At 63.5% G+C, this 17,885-nt stretch carries 23 protein-coding genes and 1 pseudogene; 16 read left to right on the top strand and 8 right to left on the bottom strand.

The features are described from left to right. Window positions 1–33 precede the first annotated feature (33 nt). From FGL95_RS19535 to FGL95_RS19525, 3 genes are read right to left on the bottom strand one after another with little or no spacing between them, the layout of a single operon-like run. Window positions 34–1,515 carry an NAD(P)-binding domain-containing protein gene (locus tag FGL95_RS19535; RefSeq protein ID WP_169589931.1) on the bottom strand — a complete coding sequence of 494 codons (1,482 nt, stop codon included), beginning with the start codon at window positions 1,513–1,515 and terminating at the stop codon, window positions 34–36. Then, on the bottom strand, window positions 1,512–2,252 hold the full coding sequence (locus tag FGL95_RS32435; protein WP_169589930.1) for an SDR family NAD(P)-dependent oxidoreductase: 741 nt from the start codon (window positions 2,250–2,252) through the stop codon (window positions 1,512–1,514). The genes FGL95_RS19535 and FGL95_RS32435 overlap by 4 nt, the downstream gene beginning before the upstream one ends. Beyond that, window positions 2,249–3,658, bottom strand: coding sequence for a cytochrome P450 (locus FGL95_RS19525; protein WP_169589928.1), 1,410 nt, complete (start codon window positions 3,656–3,658; stop codon window positions 2,249–2,251). The genes FGL95_RS32435 and FGL95_RS19525 overlap by 4 nt, the downstream gene beginning before the upstream one ends. A gap of 70 nt (window positions 3,659–3,728) precedes the next feature. On the opposite strand from FGL95_RS19525, the gene FGL95_RS19520 reads away from it, so the two are divergent. Together FGL95_RS19520 and FGL95_RS19515 are read left to right on the top strand one after the other, a co-directional pair. Next, complete coding sequence (locus FGL95_RS19520) at window positions 3,729–4,376, top strand: TetR/AcrR family transcriptional regulator (protein ID WP_338079933.1); 648 nt, start codon at window positions 3,729–3,731, stop codon at window positions 4,374–4,376. 84 nt (window positions 4,377–4,460) lie between these two features. Continuing rightward, window positions 4,461–4,763, top strand: a complete 303-nt coding sequence (locus FGL95_RS19515; protein ID WP_169589927.1) for a hypothetical protein — start codon at window positions 4,461–4,463, stop codon at window positions 4,761–4,763. Here FGL95_RS19515 and FGL95_RS19510 read toward each other — a convergent pair. Further along, window positions 4,760–5,449: a DUF3298 domain-containing protein gene (locus FGL95_RS19510; RefSeq protein ID WP_169589925.1), complete on the bottom strand. Its 690-nt coding sequence runs from the start codon at window positions 5,447–5,449 to the stop codon at window positions 4,760–4,762. The two genes, FGL95_RS19515 and FGL95_RS19510, sit on opposite strands and share 4 nt — an antisense overlap. 80 nt (window positions 5,450–5,529) lie before the next feature. Between FGL95_RS19510 and FGL95_RS19505 the strand changes: the two genes are divergently transcribed. Genes FGL95_RS19505 through FGL95_RS19495 form a run of 3 tightly spaced genes read left to right on the top strand, consistent with a single transcriptional unit; the run spans window position 5,530 to window position 6,952 of the window. Further along, window positions 5,530–5,868 (top strand): ArsR/SmtB family transcription factor, encoded by a 339-nt coding sequence (locus FGL95_RS19505; protein WP_169589923.1) that lies wholly within the window; start codon window positions 5,530–5,532, stop codon window positions 5,866–5,868. Then, window positions 5,865–6,329, top strand: a complete 465-nt coding sequence (locus FGL95_RS19500; RefSeq protein ID WP_169589921.1) for an SRPBCC family protein — start codon at window positions 5,865–5,867, stop codon at window positions 6,327–6,329. The genes FGL95_RS19505 and FGL95_RS19500 overlap by 4 nt, the downstream gene beginning before the upstream one ends. Beyond that, window positions 6,326–6,952, top strand: a complete 627-nt coding sequence (locus FGL95_RS19495; protein ID WP_169589919.1) for a dihydrofolate reductase family protein — start codon at window positions 6,326–6,328, stop codon at window positions 6,950–6,952. The genes FGL95_RS19500 and FGL95_RS19495 overlap by 4 nt, the downstream gene beginning before the upstream one ends. Here FGL95_RS19495 and FGL95_RS19490 read toward each other — a convergent pair. Both FGL95_RS19490 and FGL95_RS19485 read right to left on the bottom strand, forming a co-directional pair. Next, window positions 6,925–7,671 carry a prolyl oligopeptidase family serine peptidase gene (locus FGL95_RS19490; protein ID WP_169589918.1) on the bottom strand — a complete coding sequence of 249 codons (747 nt, stop codon included), beginning with the start codon at window positions 7,669–7,671 and terminating at the stop codon, window positions 6,925–6,927. The genes FGL95_RS19495 and FGL95_RS19490 overlap by 28 nt on opposite strands. 69 nt (window positions 7,672–7,740) lie before the next feature. Next, window positions 7,741–8,952 (bottom strand): alpha/beta fold hydrolase, encoded by a 1,212-nt coding sequence (locus FGL95_RS19485; RefSeq protein ID WP_169589916.1) that lies wholly within the window; start codon window positions 8,950–8,952, stop codon window positions 7,741–7,743. A gap of 70 nt (window positions 8,953–9,022) precedes the next feature. On the opposite strand from FGL95_RS19485, the gene FGL95_RS19480 reads away from it, so the two are divergent. Both FGL95_RS19480 and FGL95_RS19475 read left to right on the top strand, forming a co-directional pair. Further along, the gene (locus FGL95_RS19480; protein ID WP_206072119.1) at window positions 9,023–9,622 is read left to right on the top strand and encodes a TetR family transcriptional regulator; all 600 of its coding nucleotides are present in this window, start codon (window positions 9,023–9,025) and stop codon (window positions 9,620–9,622) included. Between the two features lie 13 nt (window positions 9,623–9,635). Further along, window positions 9,636–9,845, top strand: coding sequence for a KOW domain-containing RNA-binding protein (locus FGL95_RS19475; protein WP_169589912.1), 210 nt, complete (start codon window positions 9,636–9,638; stop codon window positions 9,843–9,845). A 126-nt stretch (window positions 9,846–9,971) separates the two neighbouring features. Here the strand turns inward: FGL95_RS19475 and FGL95_RS19470 are convergent, their stop codons facing one another. Then, entirely contained in the window at window positions 9,972–11,117 is a 1,146-nt protein-coding gene (locus FGL95_RS19470; RefSeq protein WP_169589911.1) for a transcription termination factor Rho, short form, read from the bottom strand. 371 nt (window positions 11,118–11,488) lie between these two features. Here FGL95_RS19470 and FGL95_RS19465 point away from each other — a divergent pair, with 371 nt between their 5' ends. The 8 genes and pseudogenes from FGL95_RS19465 to tatA form a co-directional block, all read left to right on the top strand. Beyond that, window positions 11,489–12,406 (top strand): type I methionyl aminopeptidase, encoded by a 918-nt coding sequence (locus tag FGL95_RS19465; protein WP_169589909.1) that lies wholly within the window; start codon window positions 11,489–11,491, stop codon window positions 12,404–12,406. Between the two features lie 151 nt (window positions 12,407–12,557). Beyond that, on the top strand, window positions 12,558–13,136 hold the full coding sequence (locus FGL95_RS19460; protein WP_169589908.1) for an RNA polymerase sigma factor: 579 nt from the start codon (window positions 12,558–12,560) through the stop codon (window positions 13,134–13,136). Then, window positions 13,133–13,837 (top strand): Rieske 2Fe-2S domain-containing protein, encoded by a 705-nt coding sequence (locus FGL95_RS19455; protein ID WP_169589906.1) that lies wholly within the window; start codon window positions 13,133–13,135, stop codon window positions 13,835–13,837. The genes FGL95_RS19460 and FGL95_RS19455 overlap by 4 nt, the downstream gene beginning before the upstream one ends. Window positions 13,838–13,972: 135 nt before the next feature. After that, entirely contained in the window at window positions 13,973–14,464 is a 492-nt protein-coding gene (locus tag FGL95_RS19450; RefSeq protein WP_169589904.1) for a cupredoxin domain-containing protein, read from the top strand. Further along, complete coding sequence (locus FGL95_RS19445) at window positions 14,461–15,432, top strand: metallophosphoesterase family protein (protein WP_240963168.1); 972 nt, start codon at window positions 14,461–14,463, stop codon at window positions 15,430–15,432. The genes FGL95_RS19450 and FGL95_RS19445 overlap by 4 nt, the downstream gene beginning before the upstream one ends. Beyond that, window positions 15,429–15,851, top strand: a complete 423-nt coding sequence (locus tag FGL95_RS19440) for a hypothetical protein (protein WP_169589903.1) — start codon at window positions 15,429–15,431, stop codon at window positions 15,849–15,851. The genes FGL95_RS19445 and FGL95_RS19440 overlap by 4 nt, the downstream gene beginning before the upstream one ends. After that, window positions 15,851–16,117 carry a Sec-independent protein translocase protein TatB gene (gene tatB / locus FGL95_RS19435; RefSeq protein WP_169589901.1) on the top strand — a complete coding sequence of 89 codons (267 nt, stop codon included), beginning with the start codon at window positions 15,851–15,853 and terminating at the stop codon, window positions 16,115–16,117. The genes FGL95_RS19440 and tatB overlap by 1 nt, the downstream gene beginning before the upstream one ends. Beyond that, window positions 16,105–16,254: pseudogene (gene tatA / locus FGL95_RS19430) on the top strand (Sec-independent protein translocase subunit TatA); the annotation flags it as partial. The gene tatB and the pseudogene tatA, both read left to right, overlap by 13 nt. A gap of 194 nt (window positions 16,255–16,448) precedes the next feature. On the opposite strand, the gene FGL95_RS19425 reads toward tatA, so the two are convergent. Further along, on the bottom strand, window positions 16,449–16,619 hold the full coding sequence (locus tag FGL95_RS19425) for a hypothetical protein (RefSeq protein WP_169589897.1): 171 nt from the start codon (window positions 16,617–16,619) through the stop codon (window positions 16,449–16,451). 113 nt (window positions 16,620–16,732) lie between these two features. Here FGL95_RS19425 and FGL95_RS19420 point away from each other — a divergent pair, with 113 nt between their 5' ends. Continuing rightward, complete coding sequence (locus tag FGL95_RS19420) at window positions 16,733–17,872, top strand: DUF2218 domain-containing protein (RefSeq protein ID WP_206072118.1); 1,140 nt, start codon at window positions 16,733–16,735, stop codon at window positions 17,870–17,872. Window positions 17,873–17,885: the final 13 nt, after the last annotated feature.

Raw genomic sequence — 17,885 nt, 5'->3', positions numbered from 1 at the left:
CACGGATTCACAACCGGACCTGTGAGCCAGCCGCTACACGCGCTCGAATCGATAATCCTTCAGATCGAAATGCCTACTGCGCCAGATAGATTCAACCGTCGTGGTGGGACGAAGGGGCACGTCGCCGTGGCGGTCGAAGTAGTAACTGTTCGCGCTTGCGCAGCTGTCTTGCCAGAAGATCTGGTACTTACGCCGTGCCAGCATCTCGGCAAAGAATCGCTCGTTCGCGGAGCGCGTGACCTCGACGAGGTTGGTGTGCGACGACCGTGCCTCCTCGAGCAGCCGCATGATGTGGTGCGCCTGCGCCTCGATCAGTGCGAAGTACGAGGAGCCGTTGTATCCGTAGGGCCCGAAAATCGAGAAATGGTTCGGGAATTCGGGCACGCTGACGCCTTCGTATGCCTGCAGCCGGTTCGCGTCCCACCACTGTTCGAGCTCGAGGCCACCGCGCCCGTGCAATTGGTAGGTCGGCATGTTGCCTGGATCGGCGACCTTGAAGCCAGTCGCGAGGATAAGGACGTCGAGGTCGTGGGTGCCGTTCACCGTGTGCACTGCCCCCGCGTCGACATGCGTGATCGAGCCGGTCTCCAGGGTCACATCGGGACGATTGAACGTCGCGAGGTAGCTGTTGTGGAAGCTCGGGCGCTTGCAGCCGAGCCCGTAGCGCGGGGTGAGCTTGTCGCGGAGGGCTGGGTCGCGGACCTGCTTGCGAAGGAATGCCCGGCCGATCCGCTCACCGGCTTTACCCGCGGGCACGATGCCGTTGTAATGCGCGGCGATCGGGAAGGTCACCTCGACGAACGCCTGGCTGGCCAGGCGCGCGAGCTGCTGACCACCGGGAAGCCGCTTCAGCAACACTTTCGCTGGCGTTGCAATCGGCACGTCCAGCTTGGGCATGCACCAGATCGGAGTGCGCTGGAAGACGGTCAAGTGCGCGACCTGTGGCGCGATCTCCGGGATCACCTGGACTGCCGAGGCGCCCGTGCCGATGATGCCAACCTTCTTGCCGCGCAGGTCGATCGAGTGGTTCCAACGCGACGTGTGCATTTTGACGCCTGCGAAGGTGTCGATGCCGTCGATGTCGGGCAGTTTGGGCCTGGTGAGCACGCCGGCGGCGTTGATCACGAAACGGGCGGTCAACACGTCGCCGGATTCTGTGGTCAGTCGCCACAGCGTGCGGTCATCGTCGTAGTCAGCCGCGACGATCGACACACCGAACCGTATGTGCGGGCGCAATTCGTACTTGTCGACGCAATACTCGGCGTACGACTTGAGCTCGGCGCCTTTGGCGTACGTACGCGACCAGGTCGGTCGCTTCTCGAACGAGTACTGGTAGCTGAACGACGGAATGTCTACGGCGATACCGGGATAGGTGTTCCAGTGCCACGTTCCACCAGGCCCTGTCGCCTCGTCGACGACGATGAAATCGTCGAACCCGCGCTCGCGCAGCTTGATCGCGACGCCGATTCCGGAAAAGCCGGCACCGATGACGATAATTTCGTGATGAGTCTTCACAGGCGGGCCACCAGATCCTGAAGTGGTCCCGGCAGCACTCGGGACACTGGATACGCGAGCTGTACTTCGATTCCCGACGAGACGAGCCCTCGGTTGCGAGCCACCGCAGAGACGACCGACTTCGCGACCGTGTCCGGAGAATGGCCGAAACCGAATGCCTTGGCGATCCAGTCTTGCTCGGCAATTGTGCTGCCACGCAACCGGGACCGCGTGTGGATTCCTGTGTTGATCACACCAGGGCAGATCGCACTGACACCGACGCCGTGCGACGCCCAGTCGGCACGCAGGCAACGCGAGAGCATGATCACGGCAGCTTTCGACGCGCAGTAGGTCGCCATTCGCCGGTTCGGTAGGTAGCCCGCACCCGAGGCGATGTTCACGACGTGGCCTCGGCCGCGCTCGACCATCCCGGCGCCGAAGATGTGGCAGCAGTTGACGACTCCGTCGATGTTGACCGACCGTAGCCACGTCCAGTCGTCGAGCGACGTGTCGAGAAATGAGCCGCCGACGCCGACGCCCGCGTTGTTGACCAGAATGTCGACCGGGCCGATCTTGCCTGCCAACTCCGCAACGGCAGCGGAGTCGCTCACGTCGCACTGGTACTCGGTCTTGCCGTCGATATCGACGGCTGCCACCTTTGCGCCCATCGATGCGTAGCGCTTTGCGACAGCGGCACCAATTCCGCTGCCCGCGCCGGTCACAACGACGACAGCACCTTTCGGGTCGATGCGTGTCATGCCGTCACCCGTCGCCGAGCGATCATCTTCAGACCGTAGCGGGGACGCAGCGTCAGCGTCGCTTCCGGTTCGACCGGATGGCCGGGTGCCAGGTCGAACACGAATTGCTGGCTCAGCATCGCGGTGATCAGCACCGATTCCATTGTGGCGAAGCTGGATCCGATGCACATCCGCTTGCCGCCACCGAACGGCAGGTAAGCGGAACGGGGCCGGTCTTTCGACGCCCCGGGCAGGAATCGCGAGGGATCGAACTCGTCGGGATTCGGCCACCAGCGCGCGTCGTGGTGGATGTGGTGGACCGGAATGATGACCGTGGTGCCCTTGCGGATGTGGTGGCCGTCGACGACGTCGTCTTCGATCGCGACCCGCGGAATCGCCCAGGCGGGGGAGAAGTACCGCATCGCCTCGTGGAAACACGCTGCTGTCCACCGCAATCGAGGCAAATCGTCGACTGTCGGCGTCCGACCCTGCAAGACCGTATCGACCTCGTCGAGCAGGCGCTCCCGCGCAATCGGGTTGAGCGCCAACAAGTACCACATCCAGGACAGCGCATTGGCGGTTGTTTCGTGGCCCGCGAGCATGAAGGTCAGAGCCTCGTCGCGAACCCGTCTGACCGGCAGTTGTCCGGTTTCGTCTGCTGCGTTCAGTAGGTGGTTGAGGAGGTCCGGGCTGTCGGTCGGATGCGCGCGACGCTCGTCGATGACGTTCCATACCGCTTTGTCGAGGATGCGGACGATCCGCTGGATTCGGCGGAACGGTGGTGGCAGCGGGACCGGTGTGAACGCGACCGAGGAGAGGCCGCGCCAGGCGCGCTTCGGCGGCGCGAACACGATGAACAACCGCTCGAGGTGTTCGGCGAAGCGAAGTCCGTAGGTCACGAGCCCGGACATGCTGGTCGCGATTTTGGCGAACTGCTGTCCGAACAGGGCGTTGCCGACGACGTTGAGCGTCAGTTCGACCATCTCGCCGACCATATCCACCTCTATGCGCCCGTCCTGCGCGCCGATCGCGGTGCGGGCGGCTTCGATCGGCTCGATCATCAGCTCGATCAGACCGTCGAGGTGGCGTTTGGCGAACATCGGTCCGAGCATCGTCCGGTGGCGCTGCCACGATTCGTCTTCGTCGGTGAACAGGCTGACGCCGAGGATTGCCCGCAGGATCTCGTATTCGAACGACTTGTGGTACTTCAGGCGACCGGAGTGCAGCACGTGGTCGACGTACTCGGGTTTGGTGAATGCGACGAATCGTCTTGTCCCGGCACGGAATCGAAGGACGTCGATGCCCTTCATCCGGCCGATCATGCCGTCTTCGTAATCGAGACCGATGGTCAATGCTTCGTACGTCGCGACAAGAGTGCGGGTCCGGCCCGAAGTGGTCGGCGGAGCGCTGCTCAGTGCTAGGGACATCGTTGTCCTCCTATTGGTGGCACGTGACACCAGTTTGTAATTGCCCGCCGACGTTTGTCAATATGTAGAAGTGCGACAGGCACGAGAGGTCGGAACCTGGCGCGGTCGAACCACTGCGGAACGCCGCGCCGAGCGCCGCAAACGGTTGATCGACGCCGCGATGGACATCTGGCGACGCGACGGCTGGGCCGCGGTGACGATGCGTGGTGTCTGCTCGAAGGCAGCGCTCAACGACCGGTACTTCTACGCGGAGTTCGGAGACCTCGACCAGTTGCTCGTCGCCGTATGGGAACACGTGCGAGATGAAATGCTGTCCGCGCTGACTGTCGCCTTCGCGCAGAACCTCGGCCGCTCACCGCACGAGATTGCTACGGCGGCAGCCGAAGTCATCGTTGCGCGAATCACCGACGACCCCGGCGCGGCGCGCATTCTCTTCATGCACCACGGCGGCAGTCCGGCTCTCGAACAGTGCCGGTCCACGGCGCTGCAGCTGACCACCGGCCTTGTCGTCGCCGCCGCGCAGCCGCACCTGCGGGCTGAGACCGACCAACTGGCATTGCGCATGGACGCCGTCGTCGCGGTCGGCGGCTTCGTCGAACTACTCAGCGCATGGCAGGCGGGGGTCATCGAATGCGACGGTCAGGCGATCGTCGAGCAGACCGGCCGCCTCGTCTCGGCCTTCGGCGACCGCTATTTGACCGCACGCGCGGTCAAATAGCCTCGCTGCTTCCCATAATCGTGAGCTAAGTCTGACCGGTCAGTACGCGCCTGCGGCGATGTCCTCGAGGCCGCCTTGGTCGGCATGAACGCAGCCGCCGGCTTGCTCGAGGGTCGGCACGACCACGCAGTGCGCCGCGCTGCGATCATCGCTGCCAATCCTGGTCTGCAGGAACGCGAGCTGCACAAACTCACCAAAATGGCGGCGATGGCAGCGACGGCTTTGCGCGAGCGTGGCACGCACGAGCCGGTCGCGAGCCTCGCCGCTCAGAGTGCTGTAACCGTCTTCCAGGTCGCGTTCACGCAATGGGTCGGGACGGTCGGCGACCCGGGAAGCCTTGCCGATTGCATTGCCCGAACAGCCGCCGAACTGCGAGCGCTCGTCTAGCAGCCGGTCTCGCGAAGGATCGGTCGTAACGCGGACAACGGAATTCGGGGCTGCCACATCCCCGAGTGGACAGGTCCGAAACGGCTGGCCGGCATGACAAGAACGAGGTCGTCGCCGTCGAGGTACCACGCCTTGTAGTTCTCGGCGTAGTCACCGCCCGGCTCGTAGCGACTGATGTCGCCGTCTTCGCCGATCGCCTGCCGGATGAACGGACGCACTATCGGCGGCAGCGCGGTAAGTGCGTCGTTTCCAGGGCAGAGGAGATCGGTCAGGGTGATCGCCTTCTTGTCGTCGAAGCTGTACGTCACGATCTCGTCGTTCGGATGCGCGCCGCCGAGGTACCAATCATTGCTGAACACAATGGATTTGACGTGGCCGCCGTGGGTGTACGTCTTGTACGTCAGCGAGGCGTGACCGTTCTGCGCCACCTGGTCGTCCGGGTGGCCGTATGTCGCGAAGAACTTGCGCAGGAAGTCTTGCAGCGCTGGTTCGTCAACGAGGTCCGTCGGATATTCGGCACTCACGTCCACTGTGATGTGCTTCGCATTCGTCCCCGTCAGCTTGCACGCGTCGTTGTCCCAGGTGCCCCCGACCTCGGCGCAGAAGGCGGTTGGGGTTTCGTCGGGAGTTGTCGAAGAGCACCCAGCCGCCACGAGGCACAGCACCACGGTGATTGTGCGGAACATCGGGTCATGCTCGCACAGCCGCGAGAATGAGATGACACTTAGCTCTTGCGCTAAGTGTCCAACCGCTGATACTTTGCCTTATGGCTCAGTATTCACAGGATCTGAATGGGGTGTTCCAAGCTCTTGCGGACCCGACTCGCCGGTCCGTGCTGGGCCGGTTGGGGCAGGGGCCCGCGAGTATCAGTGAGCTGGCGAAGCCGTTCGATATGGCATTGCCGTCGTTCATGAAACACATCCATCAGCTCGAGGACAGCGGGTGGATCCGGACTGAGAAGACCGGCCGCGTACGGACCTGCGTCATCGAGCGGACGTCGTTCGACGTGGTCGAGGCGTGGCTGTCCGAGCAACGCGACATCTGGGAGCGCCGTACCGACCGGCTGGAGCAGTTCGTCATCAACGAGGAAGAAGGCCGACGATGAATCGCGATCTGGATCTGACGATTTCGCGAATCATCCGCGCGCCGCGCGCCGCGATCTGGAAGGCATGGACCGACCCCGCGCGCTTCGAACAGTGGTGGGTTCCCGCGCCTGCGCGCTGCAAAGTGGTCGACATGGACCTGCGGCCGGGAGGCGCGTTCCGTACCCAGATCAGCGAAGACGGCGGCGAATTCATGCCACACATCAACGGCTGCTTCCTTGCGATAGACGAGGTCGAACGGATCGTCTTCACCAATTCGCTGGTCGGCGGCTGGCGCCCCGCGGACGACCCGTTCATGACGGCGGTCATCACCATGGCTGACCACCCGCTCGGAACCGAGTACGTCGCCACCGTGCTGCACCGCAACAACGCGGACCGAAACCGGCACGAGGAGTTGGGATTCCACGACGGGTGGGGGACCGTCACAAGGCAATTGGCCGAGCTGGTCGAGGAGGAATCATGAAAACCGTTCTGATGCAGTTCTTGTCGCTGGACGGGGTCTCGCAGGGACCTGGATCGCCGGACGAGGACACGTCCGATGGCTTCGCCAACGGCGGCTGGCTCGTCCCGCACATCGACGAAGCATTCATCAAGCAGACCGCGGCGTGGCTGCGCGAAGCCGATGCACTTCTGCTGGGGCGTCGCACCTATGACAGCTTCGCGCGGGACTGGCCGCAGATCACCGACCCGGACGACCCTTTCACCGAGCTGATGAACAGCCTCCCCAAATACGTTGCCTCCCAAACCCTGCAACATGCCGACTGGGCACCGACAACGATTCTGTCGGGCGACGTGGTCGCACACGTCGAGGAGCTGAAACGGCGCCCGGGTAGGGAACTGCAGATCCACGGCAGCGCTCGCCTCGGTCAATCGCTACTGGCTGCCGGACTGATCGACCAACTGCGGTTGGTTATCGCGCCCGTCGTGGTCGGCAGCGGCAGAAGACTTTTCGAGACTGGCGGACCGCCGGCTGGGCTGCGTCTCGAGCGCAACGACAGCACTCCCGGCGGGCTGACCATTCTGGTGTTCGACGTAATCGGGCCGCCGACATACGGGACCTACGAGAGCAGTTCGGAATGGGTCTGACGCAGTAGCCACTCGAGTGCGGCGGTCATTGCCGGCCAGGCCGAACTCGCGGGATCGATCGGTTCGAAATGTCCAACGCCAGGTAGCTCGAACAGCCGCGTGGGGGTGCCGCCCGCGTCGAGCAGGTCGCGGTGCGTGACGCTGTAGGACAAGGGGACGAGATTGTCTCGCTCGCCGTGGATCAGTGCCGTGGCGACACCGGTCGCACCGATGGCGCCTGGATCGATCGACGTCTCATACTTACCGCCCAGGAGCTGTTTCGCAGCGGAGTTTCCGAGCTTGTCCGACAGGGCTGTCGCGATGCTGCACACCCCGGCAATCGAAAGGACACCGTCGACGGCGGGGGTGTTGCGATGCCACCGTGAGCCGGTCGGGAGTCTGTGCCGCGCCGAAACCCACAGCGCGAGATGGCCTCCCGCCGAGTGGCCGGCGACCAGCACAGGTAGCCCTGGCGTGCCGAGCGTGGCGGGAAGCTCGTCCACTGCACGCGCGACGTCATCGAAGGTACCTGCGTCGCCGGTCCGGCGATACTCCACATTCCCAACTACGAAGCCGTTCACAGCGAGCTCTTCGGCCAACGGGGCCAGGGGTTGACGGTCGTACATCGGGCGCCAAAAACCGCCGTGTAGCAACAGAATCACCGCGAGGGGAGCAGTGTCGGGCAGCCACACATCCGCGACCTGTTGGGAGTCCTCGCCGTAGCGGACAGAATCGGCCACTTTCCCATGCTAGTGGTCGTGAGTCTTTTCGGAGTCCAGGGACTCCGAAAAGACTCACGAGGGGGTGCCTTAGATTGGGGGAGTGAGGGATTCGTCGGCAAGCGCGAGGGCCGCCTCCTTGGGCGCGTAGTTCGCCAAAGCGGTGATGAGCCTGCGGATCCCGTCGAGCACCGATTCCGACAGGCGCGCGTGCCGGGCGACGTCGAGTTCGTTGGCGATTGTCAGGACGGCGAAGTCGCGCAGTTGGGCGCCGTGAATTGGGCTCGCGGTGCCGGTGAATCGGTCGACAACTAGCAACTGCGGCCCGCCCAAATCTGCATAGGACGAGGTTCGGTCGCACGAGCCATAGAGGTAGACGAGCGCCTCGGCATCGGACCCGATGACGTGCTGGAGGCGTTGCCGGTCGTTGGTCAGTTCATGCTGGAACCCGTCGGTGCCGTAGGTCGCATGACAGATCGCGGCGAGACGCGTCCGCGGCGCGGCAATCCATTCGACGGTGAGGTCGTACACCCGACCGACGTGAGCGAGCAAAGTTCCGCCAGGGTGCGCGAGTTGCTCGGCGCCGAGGGTCCGCTGCAAGTCGAATGCCTCGCGAACGACGTCGTCCGTTGCGAGCCATTGGGTCGTGTGCGCAGACACAATGCGTGCTAGCGCTGCCGGTGCATCGCGCGCCACAAGGTGACCGGCTTCCGGAACTTGGACGACGGTGACTTGTCGGTTGGCTGCGCACAGCCGGTCCGCGTCCGTGTCATCGACTGGCGACTGAGGTCCTGCACGGACCAGCAGGATCGGCATTTCCAGCGCCGCGACCGTCTCGAGTAATCCGGCTTTCCCGGCGAGAATGTCGTTGACGATTTCGGGGGATTGATCGAGAAGTCCTTGCGCGCCAAGCCAAGCGCGTGCCCGGACCGGATCTGGATCCGGAACGACGTCCACGAGAATCAGACCGGCAACACGTTGCGCAACAGCCGGTTTCGCGAGCGCCGCCATGGCGGCGAGACCGCCGAGCGACGCTCCCACCATGACGATCGGCTCGGGTTCACGCTCCACGATGTCGGCGACGTCGTCGGAGACAGCCTGAAGCGTGGTTGCCTCCCCTGAACTGTCCCCGTGGCCGCGTAGGTCGACCGCCACGGTCCGCAATCCGGCCATCCGCGCTGTCACGGGCGCCCACACGCCTCGCTGCTCGCCGCCTGCGTGCAGCAACAGGACCGTCGGCCCCGCGCCGGTCACCGTGGCCCGAAGGGTCGCATCCCGCACCGCGTATTCGACTGTCGCCATGGCCGTCCCCTTTACCTTGAAGTACCAAGGTAAGAGACCCTACCTGGACCAGTCAAGGTATAGTGCAGTCGTGGGATCCAGAACACGTAGGCCTCCCGACGAGGCACGCCGGATGATCCTGGACGCAGCAGCAGAATTGCTCGCCAAGGGTGGGGTGGCCGCCGTGCAAGTGCGTCAGGTGGCGGCTGCCGTCGGGATGACCGACGCCGGCGTCACCCACCACTTCGGCAATCGCGAGCAACTGCTCGCCGAACTGCTGCGGCACGGGGGACGGCGACTGCGCACCGCGCTCGAGGACGTCGTCGGTGCATGGCTGGACCGAGATGCCGATCTGCTCGAGCTCGTCGAATCGCTCGAAGGCACATATCGCCGCGGCGGCTACGGCGAACTGGCGGTTGCAATGCATGCGGCGGGCTGGCGCGACCCAGGCAAAGGCATGCTGAATCCGGTCGTCGACGCGCTCCATGGGCTGCGACCTCACGGCAGCTCGATCGACGACACTCGTCTCGCGGTCGCAGCACTCCACCAAGCGATGGCAACGGAATCCCTTTACGGAACCGCCTTCCGCCGCAGCGCGGGCATGACCGGCGCCGCGGCGGACGATTCGAGTGCTCAGGTGAGCTGGTGGGCACGGCAGCTCCAACTCGCGCTCGGAATCACTACGCCTTGATTACAGTGGCTCGGTGGGGATTATCGAGTATGCGCCCGGTGACGTCGTCTACTTCCCAGCCGGACCCTTCTGGGGTGTGTGCGGGGTCGTGCGGGAAGTCGATTCGCGCCGAGCCACATTGCGGGTCGACGTCGACGAGGGGCTCGTCCACCGCGAGGGTGGGGTGTTGTCGGTCCGACGACACACCTTGACCGCAGCGTTCGACGAAGTCGAACTGGCGTAGCCGCGTGGACCACCAATTCCTCCTCGTCGCCGGCGCAGCGCTCGCCATCATGATGTCGGAGTGATGCAGTCGGGCCAGTAGAGGAGCAGACCGTCGAAGACTCGCCTCTCGGCGCCGCCTAATGCCTTAGCGGGCTGATGCGCGGATCTGAGTAAGGAATTCGCCGTTCGTTTCGGTCTGCTTCAAGCCGGTCAGCAACAGTTCGAGCGCTTGTTGCGGGTCGCGTCCTGCGAGTGTGCTTCGCAGCGAGCGTGTTGCACCGAGTTCGTTCGCCGAGAGCAGCAGTTCTTCTTTGCGCGTGCTGGAGCGGTCGATGTCGATCGCGGGGAACAGTCGGCGGTCGGCGAGGTGCCGGTCGAGCTTCAACTCAGCGTTGCCGGTGCCCTTGTATTCCTCGAAAATGACTGTGTCGGCGAGCGATCCAGTCTCGACGAGGGCTGTGGCGATAATCGTGAGCGAGCCGCCGTTCTCGATATTGCGCGCGGCGCCGAGGAACTTCTTCGGTGGTGCCAGCGCACCGGCGTCGACGCCGCCCGAGAGGATGCGACCGGAACCGGCGGCGGCAAGGTTGTAGGCGCGGGCCAGTCGGGTCAGTGAGTCGAGCAGAACGACGACGTCGCGGCCCATTTCGACGAGGCGTTTGGCATGTTCGATCGCCAATTCGGCGAGAGCGATGTGGTCGCGGGCTGGCTCGTCGAAGGTCGACGCGGCAATCTCGGCAGGCACCGAACGGGACAAGTCGGTGACTTCTTCCGGGCGTTCGCCGACGAGCACCAGCATCAACTGGCACTCGGGATGGTTCTTCGCGATACCGTGCGCAATGGATTGCAGCACAGACGTTTTGCCGGCCTTGGGTGGTGCCACGACGAGTGCGCGCTGGCCTTTGCCGATCGGCATCACCAGATCTGTGATGCGCGTGGTCATTTCGTGCGACTCGGTCTCCAGCCGCAGCCGTTCTTGCGGATAGAGAGGGACCAAATCGGCGAAGTGCGGTCGCGATTTCGCCTGTCCGGGCGGCAGACCGTTGATGGTGTCGATCCGAACCAGCGGGGCGAACTTGGCGCCTTCGCGCTTCGGACCGACTGCGCCGGTCACGGTATCGCCGCGGCGCAGTCCGTACTCGCGGATCAGCCGTGGGGGAACGTGAGCGTCACGCCGACCAGCGAGGTAGCCGTCGACGTGCACCGACGCATGGTCGTTGGTAATGTCGACGATCCCGGTCACGGTCTTCTGTGGTGGGTTGTCTTCTGGGTGAATTGTGTTGTCTTGCATGGTTTTCTCCTACGGGAGTGAGTGTGTAGGTTCGGCAGATCGCCGAGAGTCTCCGACGGGCAGATGAGTCGCCGGTATGCGGAATCGATCGGGGCGCTACTGAGAAGCTGATTTTTGTGGGAGGGACGAGGTCTACCTACATCCACAAGATCGATACGCCGCTAACGGTAGCGGCATTTTCTACAACACGCAATAGCGCCGGATTGTTCCCTGGGCCACACGACGACCCACCCCACCCCGTTGATCATGGAGATAATTACCCAAATCGCACGGGCTTTCGGACCTTTTCTCCATGATCAACAGAAAATTCGGCCCCTCACAACCGGGAACAGTTCACAATTGAACCAATCCGGCGGGAGAGTGGAGCTGAAATGGGTGACCCGACCATAAGTCGCTGGGGAATTCCCTACATGAGCGACGAGGCGACGGCGAACATACAGAAGTTGTTCGAGGGCGAGCGTTGGCAGCAGATGACGATCAAATCGGCGGACGACATCGCCAAGATGAAGGCTGCTGGAGCGATCGGTGCGACCGTTCTCGACGAGATCACCCCGCACATCGTGCCGGGCATCACGATCCGCGAGATCGACAAGCTGACCCGCGACCTGATCGTCGGCAAACACGGCGCAGAGATCGTGCGACTTGCCGTGAAAGCGTCGGGCACCGGAATGGCGCACGCGGACAACATCTCTGCCAGTTATGCGCTCAACGACGTCGTCGCAAACGCACCCGCCGACGAGCGAGCACTCCGGACGGGCGATCTGTTCGGCATGGACATCAGCGCACGCAAGGACGGCTGGTCGTGCGATACGGCCAGGCGGTGGATCGTCGGAAACGACGCCTCACCAGAGATCACCGGCCTTTATGCGGCGAGTCTTCAAGTGATGTGGCACGTGATCGGGCTCGTGCGGCCGGGCGTCTCGCTGAACGAACTGGGTCACGCTGCAACAACTTTCGCTGAGAACCACGGCTACAAAATCATCCATACGTTCCCCGCGGTGGGACACAGCATCGGACGCGAGCACAACGACGGTTGGTTCATCCCATGGAAGGTGGGTGGGCTGAACGAGGGACGTGTGGTCGAAGAAGGCATGACGTTCAGCATCGAGATCTACCTGACCACAGGGACCGGCGAGCTGAAGTTTCTGACCAACGATGTATCCAGTTTGGTCACCGCGGACCACGCACCGGCCGCGTACTGGGAACACATCGTCGCCGTCACGGCGACGGGCTGCGAAGTCCTGGACCTGCGCGCCGGTGAAGACCCGTCGTGGGCGGGAACGGCGTAGTCGCCACGCGCCGTTCCATTCGTCCATTTCGTCGGTTTCGCGCGGCTGGAACCGGACGCTTTCTTCGAAATCTGCTGACCGTGTAACCACCTTCCCTATCTACTGATAGGCGTGGCGATGCGTCGGCGGCAGAGTCGGAAGGCAAGAGTCAATGACGGGACGGCCGGAATCCGGGCCCCGGCACAGCGGCGATGGTCGAGATCCGAAAGTGCGGCGGGAGTTGCGGCTGGTGTCCGATGACACCTACCCCGACTGGGACGCACTGTATCGAGACAACGTCGGCTGGGTGTACGGACTGATGTTCTCGAAGGTCGGTAACCGCCCGGACGCGGAGGACCTGACCACCGAGGTATTCATGGCAGCGCTACGACCATTGCGAGTGTCGGCGAGCGTGGGGGAGGTTCGCGCATATTTGCGCGCGACCGCACGGACCGTGCTGGCCGGCTACTGGCGCACCCGGATGGGCCGCGAGATCACGACCATCGATGACGACGTCCCAGCCGAAGTTGCTGAAGAATCGGTGGCGAACACGACGGCGGTGAGTCGAGCGCACACGCTGCTGAATCGGCTTCCTGACCGATACCGACGCATTCTGGAGCTACGGTTTCTGCATGGACTTTCGGTGAACGATTCCGCAAGTGACCTGGGAGTCAGCGTCGCGAATGCGAAAGTATTGCAACACCGGGCGTTGCAGATGGCGGCACAGTTGCCTGAAGGAGGTGCGAAGTGACCCGAAGGGAAGTACGGCGATACGTCGAAGATCTGCTGGCTGGACGGCGGGCACGGTCGTTCCGTCCCGATGAGGCCGAGGCCGAGGAGATGCGCGCCGCGATCACGTTACGCGCGGGACGCCTCGGCGCGGACACGCCGAGCGAATCGTTTCTCACCGACCTCCAGCAGCGTCTCGCTGCCGAGATCGATGATCCTTCCCCCGACGATGCGCGGAAGACAGGACCTTCGACGACGCGCCGGACGGTCCTCATCGGCGGATCGGTCGCAGCTGCCGCGGCCGCAGTCGGCGCGGTTGTCGACAACACGATCGTCCGCGGAAATGCGGCCGACAAGCAGACGCCCGTCCTCTCGCAGGGAACGCTGGAACCGACCACCGGAGCGTGGCGCGCGATAGCCGCTAGTGCGGACGTTCCGAACGGAGCGACCGTTGCCTTCAACGTCGGCACGATCAGCGGATTCGTGCGTCGAGTCGACGGGCAACCGACCGCGGTGTCGGGGGTCTGCACGCATCAGGGCTGCAAGTTGTGGCTGGACGCTCCAGCCGACAAATTGCGCTGCCCGTGCCATTCGACCTCCTTCTCCACTGCGGGCGAGGTGCTCACCCACCAGCTGCCGATCAGTCCGGCGCCGTTGCCGAAATTGCAGATCCGCGAAAACGACGGCACCATCGAGGTTTTCGCGCCAACCGAACCCGCCTGACCCGCCCAACAACTGTGCGTGAGTTTGGCCCCTCTGGGGGCCAAACTCACGCACAGTCTGTTTGTAACCCCCCTCCCTATCTGTTGATGACCGTCCGCGTGGGACGGGAGGACTACGGAATCGGAGATTGCACCCATGAGAAAGATTCTGGATCGGCGGCACGCGATCGTTGCCGTGACCTGCGCCGCTGCTACGGCTTTGACGTTCAGCGCATGCGGATCCGACACCGGATCACAGGCTGACGATGCGTCGCCGTCGTTCACTTTCGCGTCCGGTGCGGAGACGCCCGGGATGCCGGGGATGAGCCCCACGGCTATGTCGATGCCTGGGATGCCAGGTATGACGGCGCCGACCGAGGCGCCCGCAGCGCCGGCGGCGGCCAATGCAGTGAACATCGACAATTTCGCGTTCGCGCCGGCCAAACTCACCGTGCCCGTCGGCACGACCGTGACCTGGACCAACAAAGACGAAGAACCGCACACGGTGGCCAGCAGCGACGGCACCTTCCATTCGCCGGGCATGGGTGCAGGCAGCACCTACACCTACACATTCACCGAGGCGGGCACGTTCGACTACATCTGCTCGATCCACCCGTTCATGCAGGCGACCGTGGTGGTGACGCCATGAGCACCGTCGAGTCCGAACACAACGAGCACACGGACCCGCGTGACCCGCACACGATGTCGCGCAGGCAGTTGATGCGGCACACGGCGTGGTTCGGTGCGGCAGTTGGATTGAGTATCGTTGGGGGAGAGGTGATCTCCCAGGTCGCTGGGACTCCGGTCAGCAGCGCTGCACCGTCGCGTCCGACGTTGCGATTCGCCCAGATCAGCGACAGCCACATCGGCTTCCAGGGCGCGGCGAACACCAACGTGGCAGACACGTTCACCGAGGCGATCGGGCAGGTCAACTCGCTCGGTTACACACCCGACTTCGTCATTCACACCGGTGATCTCACCCATCTCGCGACGCCGGAGCAGTTCGACCAGGTGAAGGAGATGATGAAAGGGCTGAATACACCACACATCTTCACCGTCCCCGGCGAACACGACTCGACCGACGATCACGGTCAGCGGTATCGGGATGCTTTCGGCAAGGGCACTCGTGGAGACGGTTGGTACAGCTTCGACGTCGCAGGCGTTCATGTCATCGCGCTGGTCAATACGTTGAACATGAAGCTGCTGGGCCATCTCGGGCAGGAGCAGCTCGAGTTCGTCCGCAAGGATGTCGAGGGACTGTCCAGCGACACACCGATCATCGTGTTCAGCCACATCCCGTTGTTCGAGATGTATCCGCAATGGGGTTGGGGCACAGACGATGCCACCCAAGCCCTGAGCTACCTGAAGCGCTTCGCGTCGGTGACGTGTCTCAACGGGCATGTCCACCAACTGTTCACGAAGACCGAAGGCAACATCACGTTCTACAGCGGCACCACCACCGCGTACGCGTTGCCGAAGCCCGGTGAGCCGGGAATCACGGTTCCCAAGCCACTGGTCCTTCCCGCCGGGAAGTTGCACGATGCGCTCGGGATCCGGGAAGTCAGTTACCAGAAGGGACAGCAAATGCTTGCCCTGAAAGAGCAGGTGCTGAAATGACTTTGACGCAGACCCTTCCCCGAGTGTGGCCAGATGTGTTGCTGCGCGCCGGGATCAGCGCGTCCCTCGCGATCAGCGGTTACGTCCACTACGACCTGTATCGAGGCGGCTACCGGTATATCCACATGATCGGTCCGTCGTTCCTCGTGCAGGCTGCGGCGTCGTTTGCGATCGCGGTGCTGCTCCTCCTCGGCGGACCGTTCACCCTGCGAATCGCCGGGGCCGCAATTGCCGGCGGCGCATTGGTGGCCTTCGCGCTCTCGCGCACTGTCGGGATCTTCGGCTTCACCGAGATCGGCTGGGAACCCGCACCGAAAGCAGCTATCAGCGTCATTGCCGAAATCGTCACTGTTGCTTTGGTTGTGGTGTCCATCGTGCACCGGTTGTGGTTGCTCAGGTCCAGGCGCGAGGTCGCCTGATGTTCAACAACATCGGGTGGGACAAACTGTTTCTCCTCATCGTCGCCGCGCTCGTCGTTCTCGGCCCGGAGCGCCTCCCTGGTGCGGTGCGACAAACCCTGCAGTACGTGCGACGGGCTCGCGACTACGCGAGCGGCATCAGCGAGCAGCTGCACGCCGAATTGCAGCCGGTATTAAGCGAATTGGGTGAGTCGATACCAGAGGTCACTCCGACCGTCGTCTTCACCGAACCTGACAACGAAGGAGACGGGAAATGGGCAGTATGAGTCCTTGGCACTGGGCGCTGGTGATTGTGGTCCTCATGGTTCTCTTCGGTTCGACGAGACTCCCTGCTGCGGAACGGGGTTTGGGCCAGTCGTTGCGAATCTTCACGAGCGAGGTCAAGGCGATGCAGCGAGACGATCCGCCCTCCTGAGGTGGAGGTCGTATCGAACGGCCGCGCGGCTCCGGAGGGGAGACCCGCGCGGCCGTTTCTTGCGGAAAGACCCCCTCGGCCAAGGCTGGGCCACTCCCGCACCCCATTTTGTATCCCGCAGGCGCAATTTGCCCGTGCGTCGAACAAATTGCCCTGCGGGACGACGGTGGTTGTTGGATCGCTCAGGCACCCAGTCCGCAGGTCCACTCGAAGGTGTCCGACGACGGGTTGTAGTGCGAGAAGCAGGGCGGGTCGACGTCCGGGGGAGCCGCGTTGGCGGTCGAGGTGCCGAGAGCAATGGCTGCGGTGGCGCCCAGCAGGGCGAGTCCGGTGTGGATCGATTTCGTGAACATCGTTGTCTCCTAGGTTGATTCCTTCCCTAGGTAATAGGAGACGGGGTTACACCTGAGGGGTGTCGTAGCCTGAAACCACTGCGTCATTCAGCGGCATCGGAAGGACTTTCATCGTGACGACAATCGCTGTCACCGGTGTGACCGGTCAGCTCGGCTCACTGGTCGCCGCAGACCTTGCAGCCCGGGGAATTGGTCTGCGGCTGATTGCGCGAAATCCTGCACGGGTGAAAACGATCGACGGCGCGGTGGTCGCGGCTGCCGAGTACGGCGACGCCGCAGCCTTCGGGTCAGCGGTGGCCGGGGCAGACACGTTGTTCCTCGTCTCGGCGACGGAGAGCGAAAACCGTGTCGCAGAACATATTACGGCCGTCGACGCCGCGATCGCGGCGGGTGTCGGCAGGATCGTCTACATCTCGTTCCAAGGTGCGGCCCCCGACGCGACATTCACCTTTGCCCGCGACCATTGGCACACCGAACAGCACATCGCGTCCAGCGGAGTCGATCACACCTTCCTGCGGGACAATAACTACCTCAGTCATGTTCCAGGGCTGGTGAATCCCGCTGACGGCGTGATCCGCGGACCGGCCGGAACCGGAAAGTTCGCACCGGTTGCGCACGCCGATATCGCCGCTGTCGCCGCCGCGGTGCTGGCAGACAACACGTTGCTGGTCGGCGAAACCCGTGACGTCACAGGTCCGGAGGCTTTCACCCTGGATGAAGCCGCTCGCATTCTCACCGAACGAACCGGACGCGCCATCAGCTACGTCCCCGAAACGCGCGAAGAAGCCTTCGCCAGCCGCGCGCATTACGGTGCGCCGCACTGGGCTGTCGAGGGTTGGGTCAGTTCGTACGAGGCGATCGCGACGGGGGAGCTCGCGTCGGTGTCGGACACCGTCGAAACTGTGCTCGGCCGTCCGCCGGTGTCGTTGAGGCAGTATCTGAAGGACAACCCGTCGACCCTCGCTGGGCTGTACGGCTTCAGCAGTGCCGCCGAGGTGGCAATCGAGAATCCCGGCCGCTGGCGAAAACAACTCGGTAGCCACCTCGGGCACAAAATCGCCGTCAAATCCGACGACACGACGTCGACCTTCGATTTCGACGGAGGGTTCGGCACCGTCACGGACACCGCGTCAGGCCTGCGGCTGAATGCCGAGGCGGCCACCGCGGACACCCTCGCCGTCGTCAAAGACGTTCTGGGACGGCATCTAGAGCGGTTCGCGCAGAAACTCGACATCACGGTCACCTGGATGTGACACACCGGGATCC

The sequence above is a fragment of the Antrihabitans stalactiti genome, assembly GCF_012932915.1.
Taxonomy (GTDB): domain Bacteria; phylum Actinomycetota; class Actinomycetes; order Mycobacteriales; family Mycobacteriaceae; genus Antrihabitans; species Antrihabitans stalactiti.
This window is presented reverse-complemented; position numbering and strand designations above follow the sequence as displayed.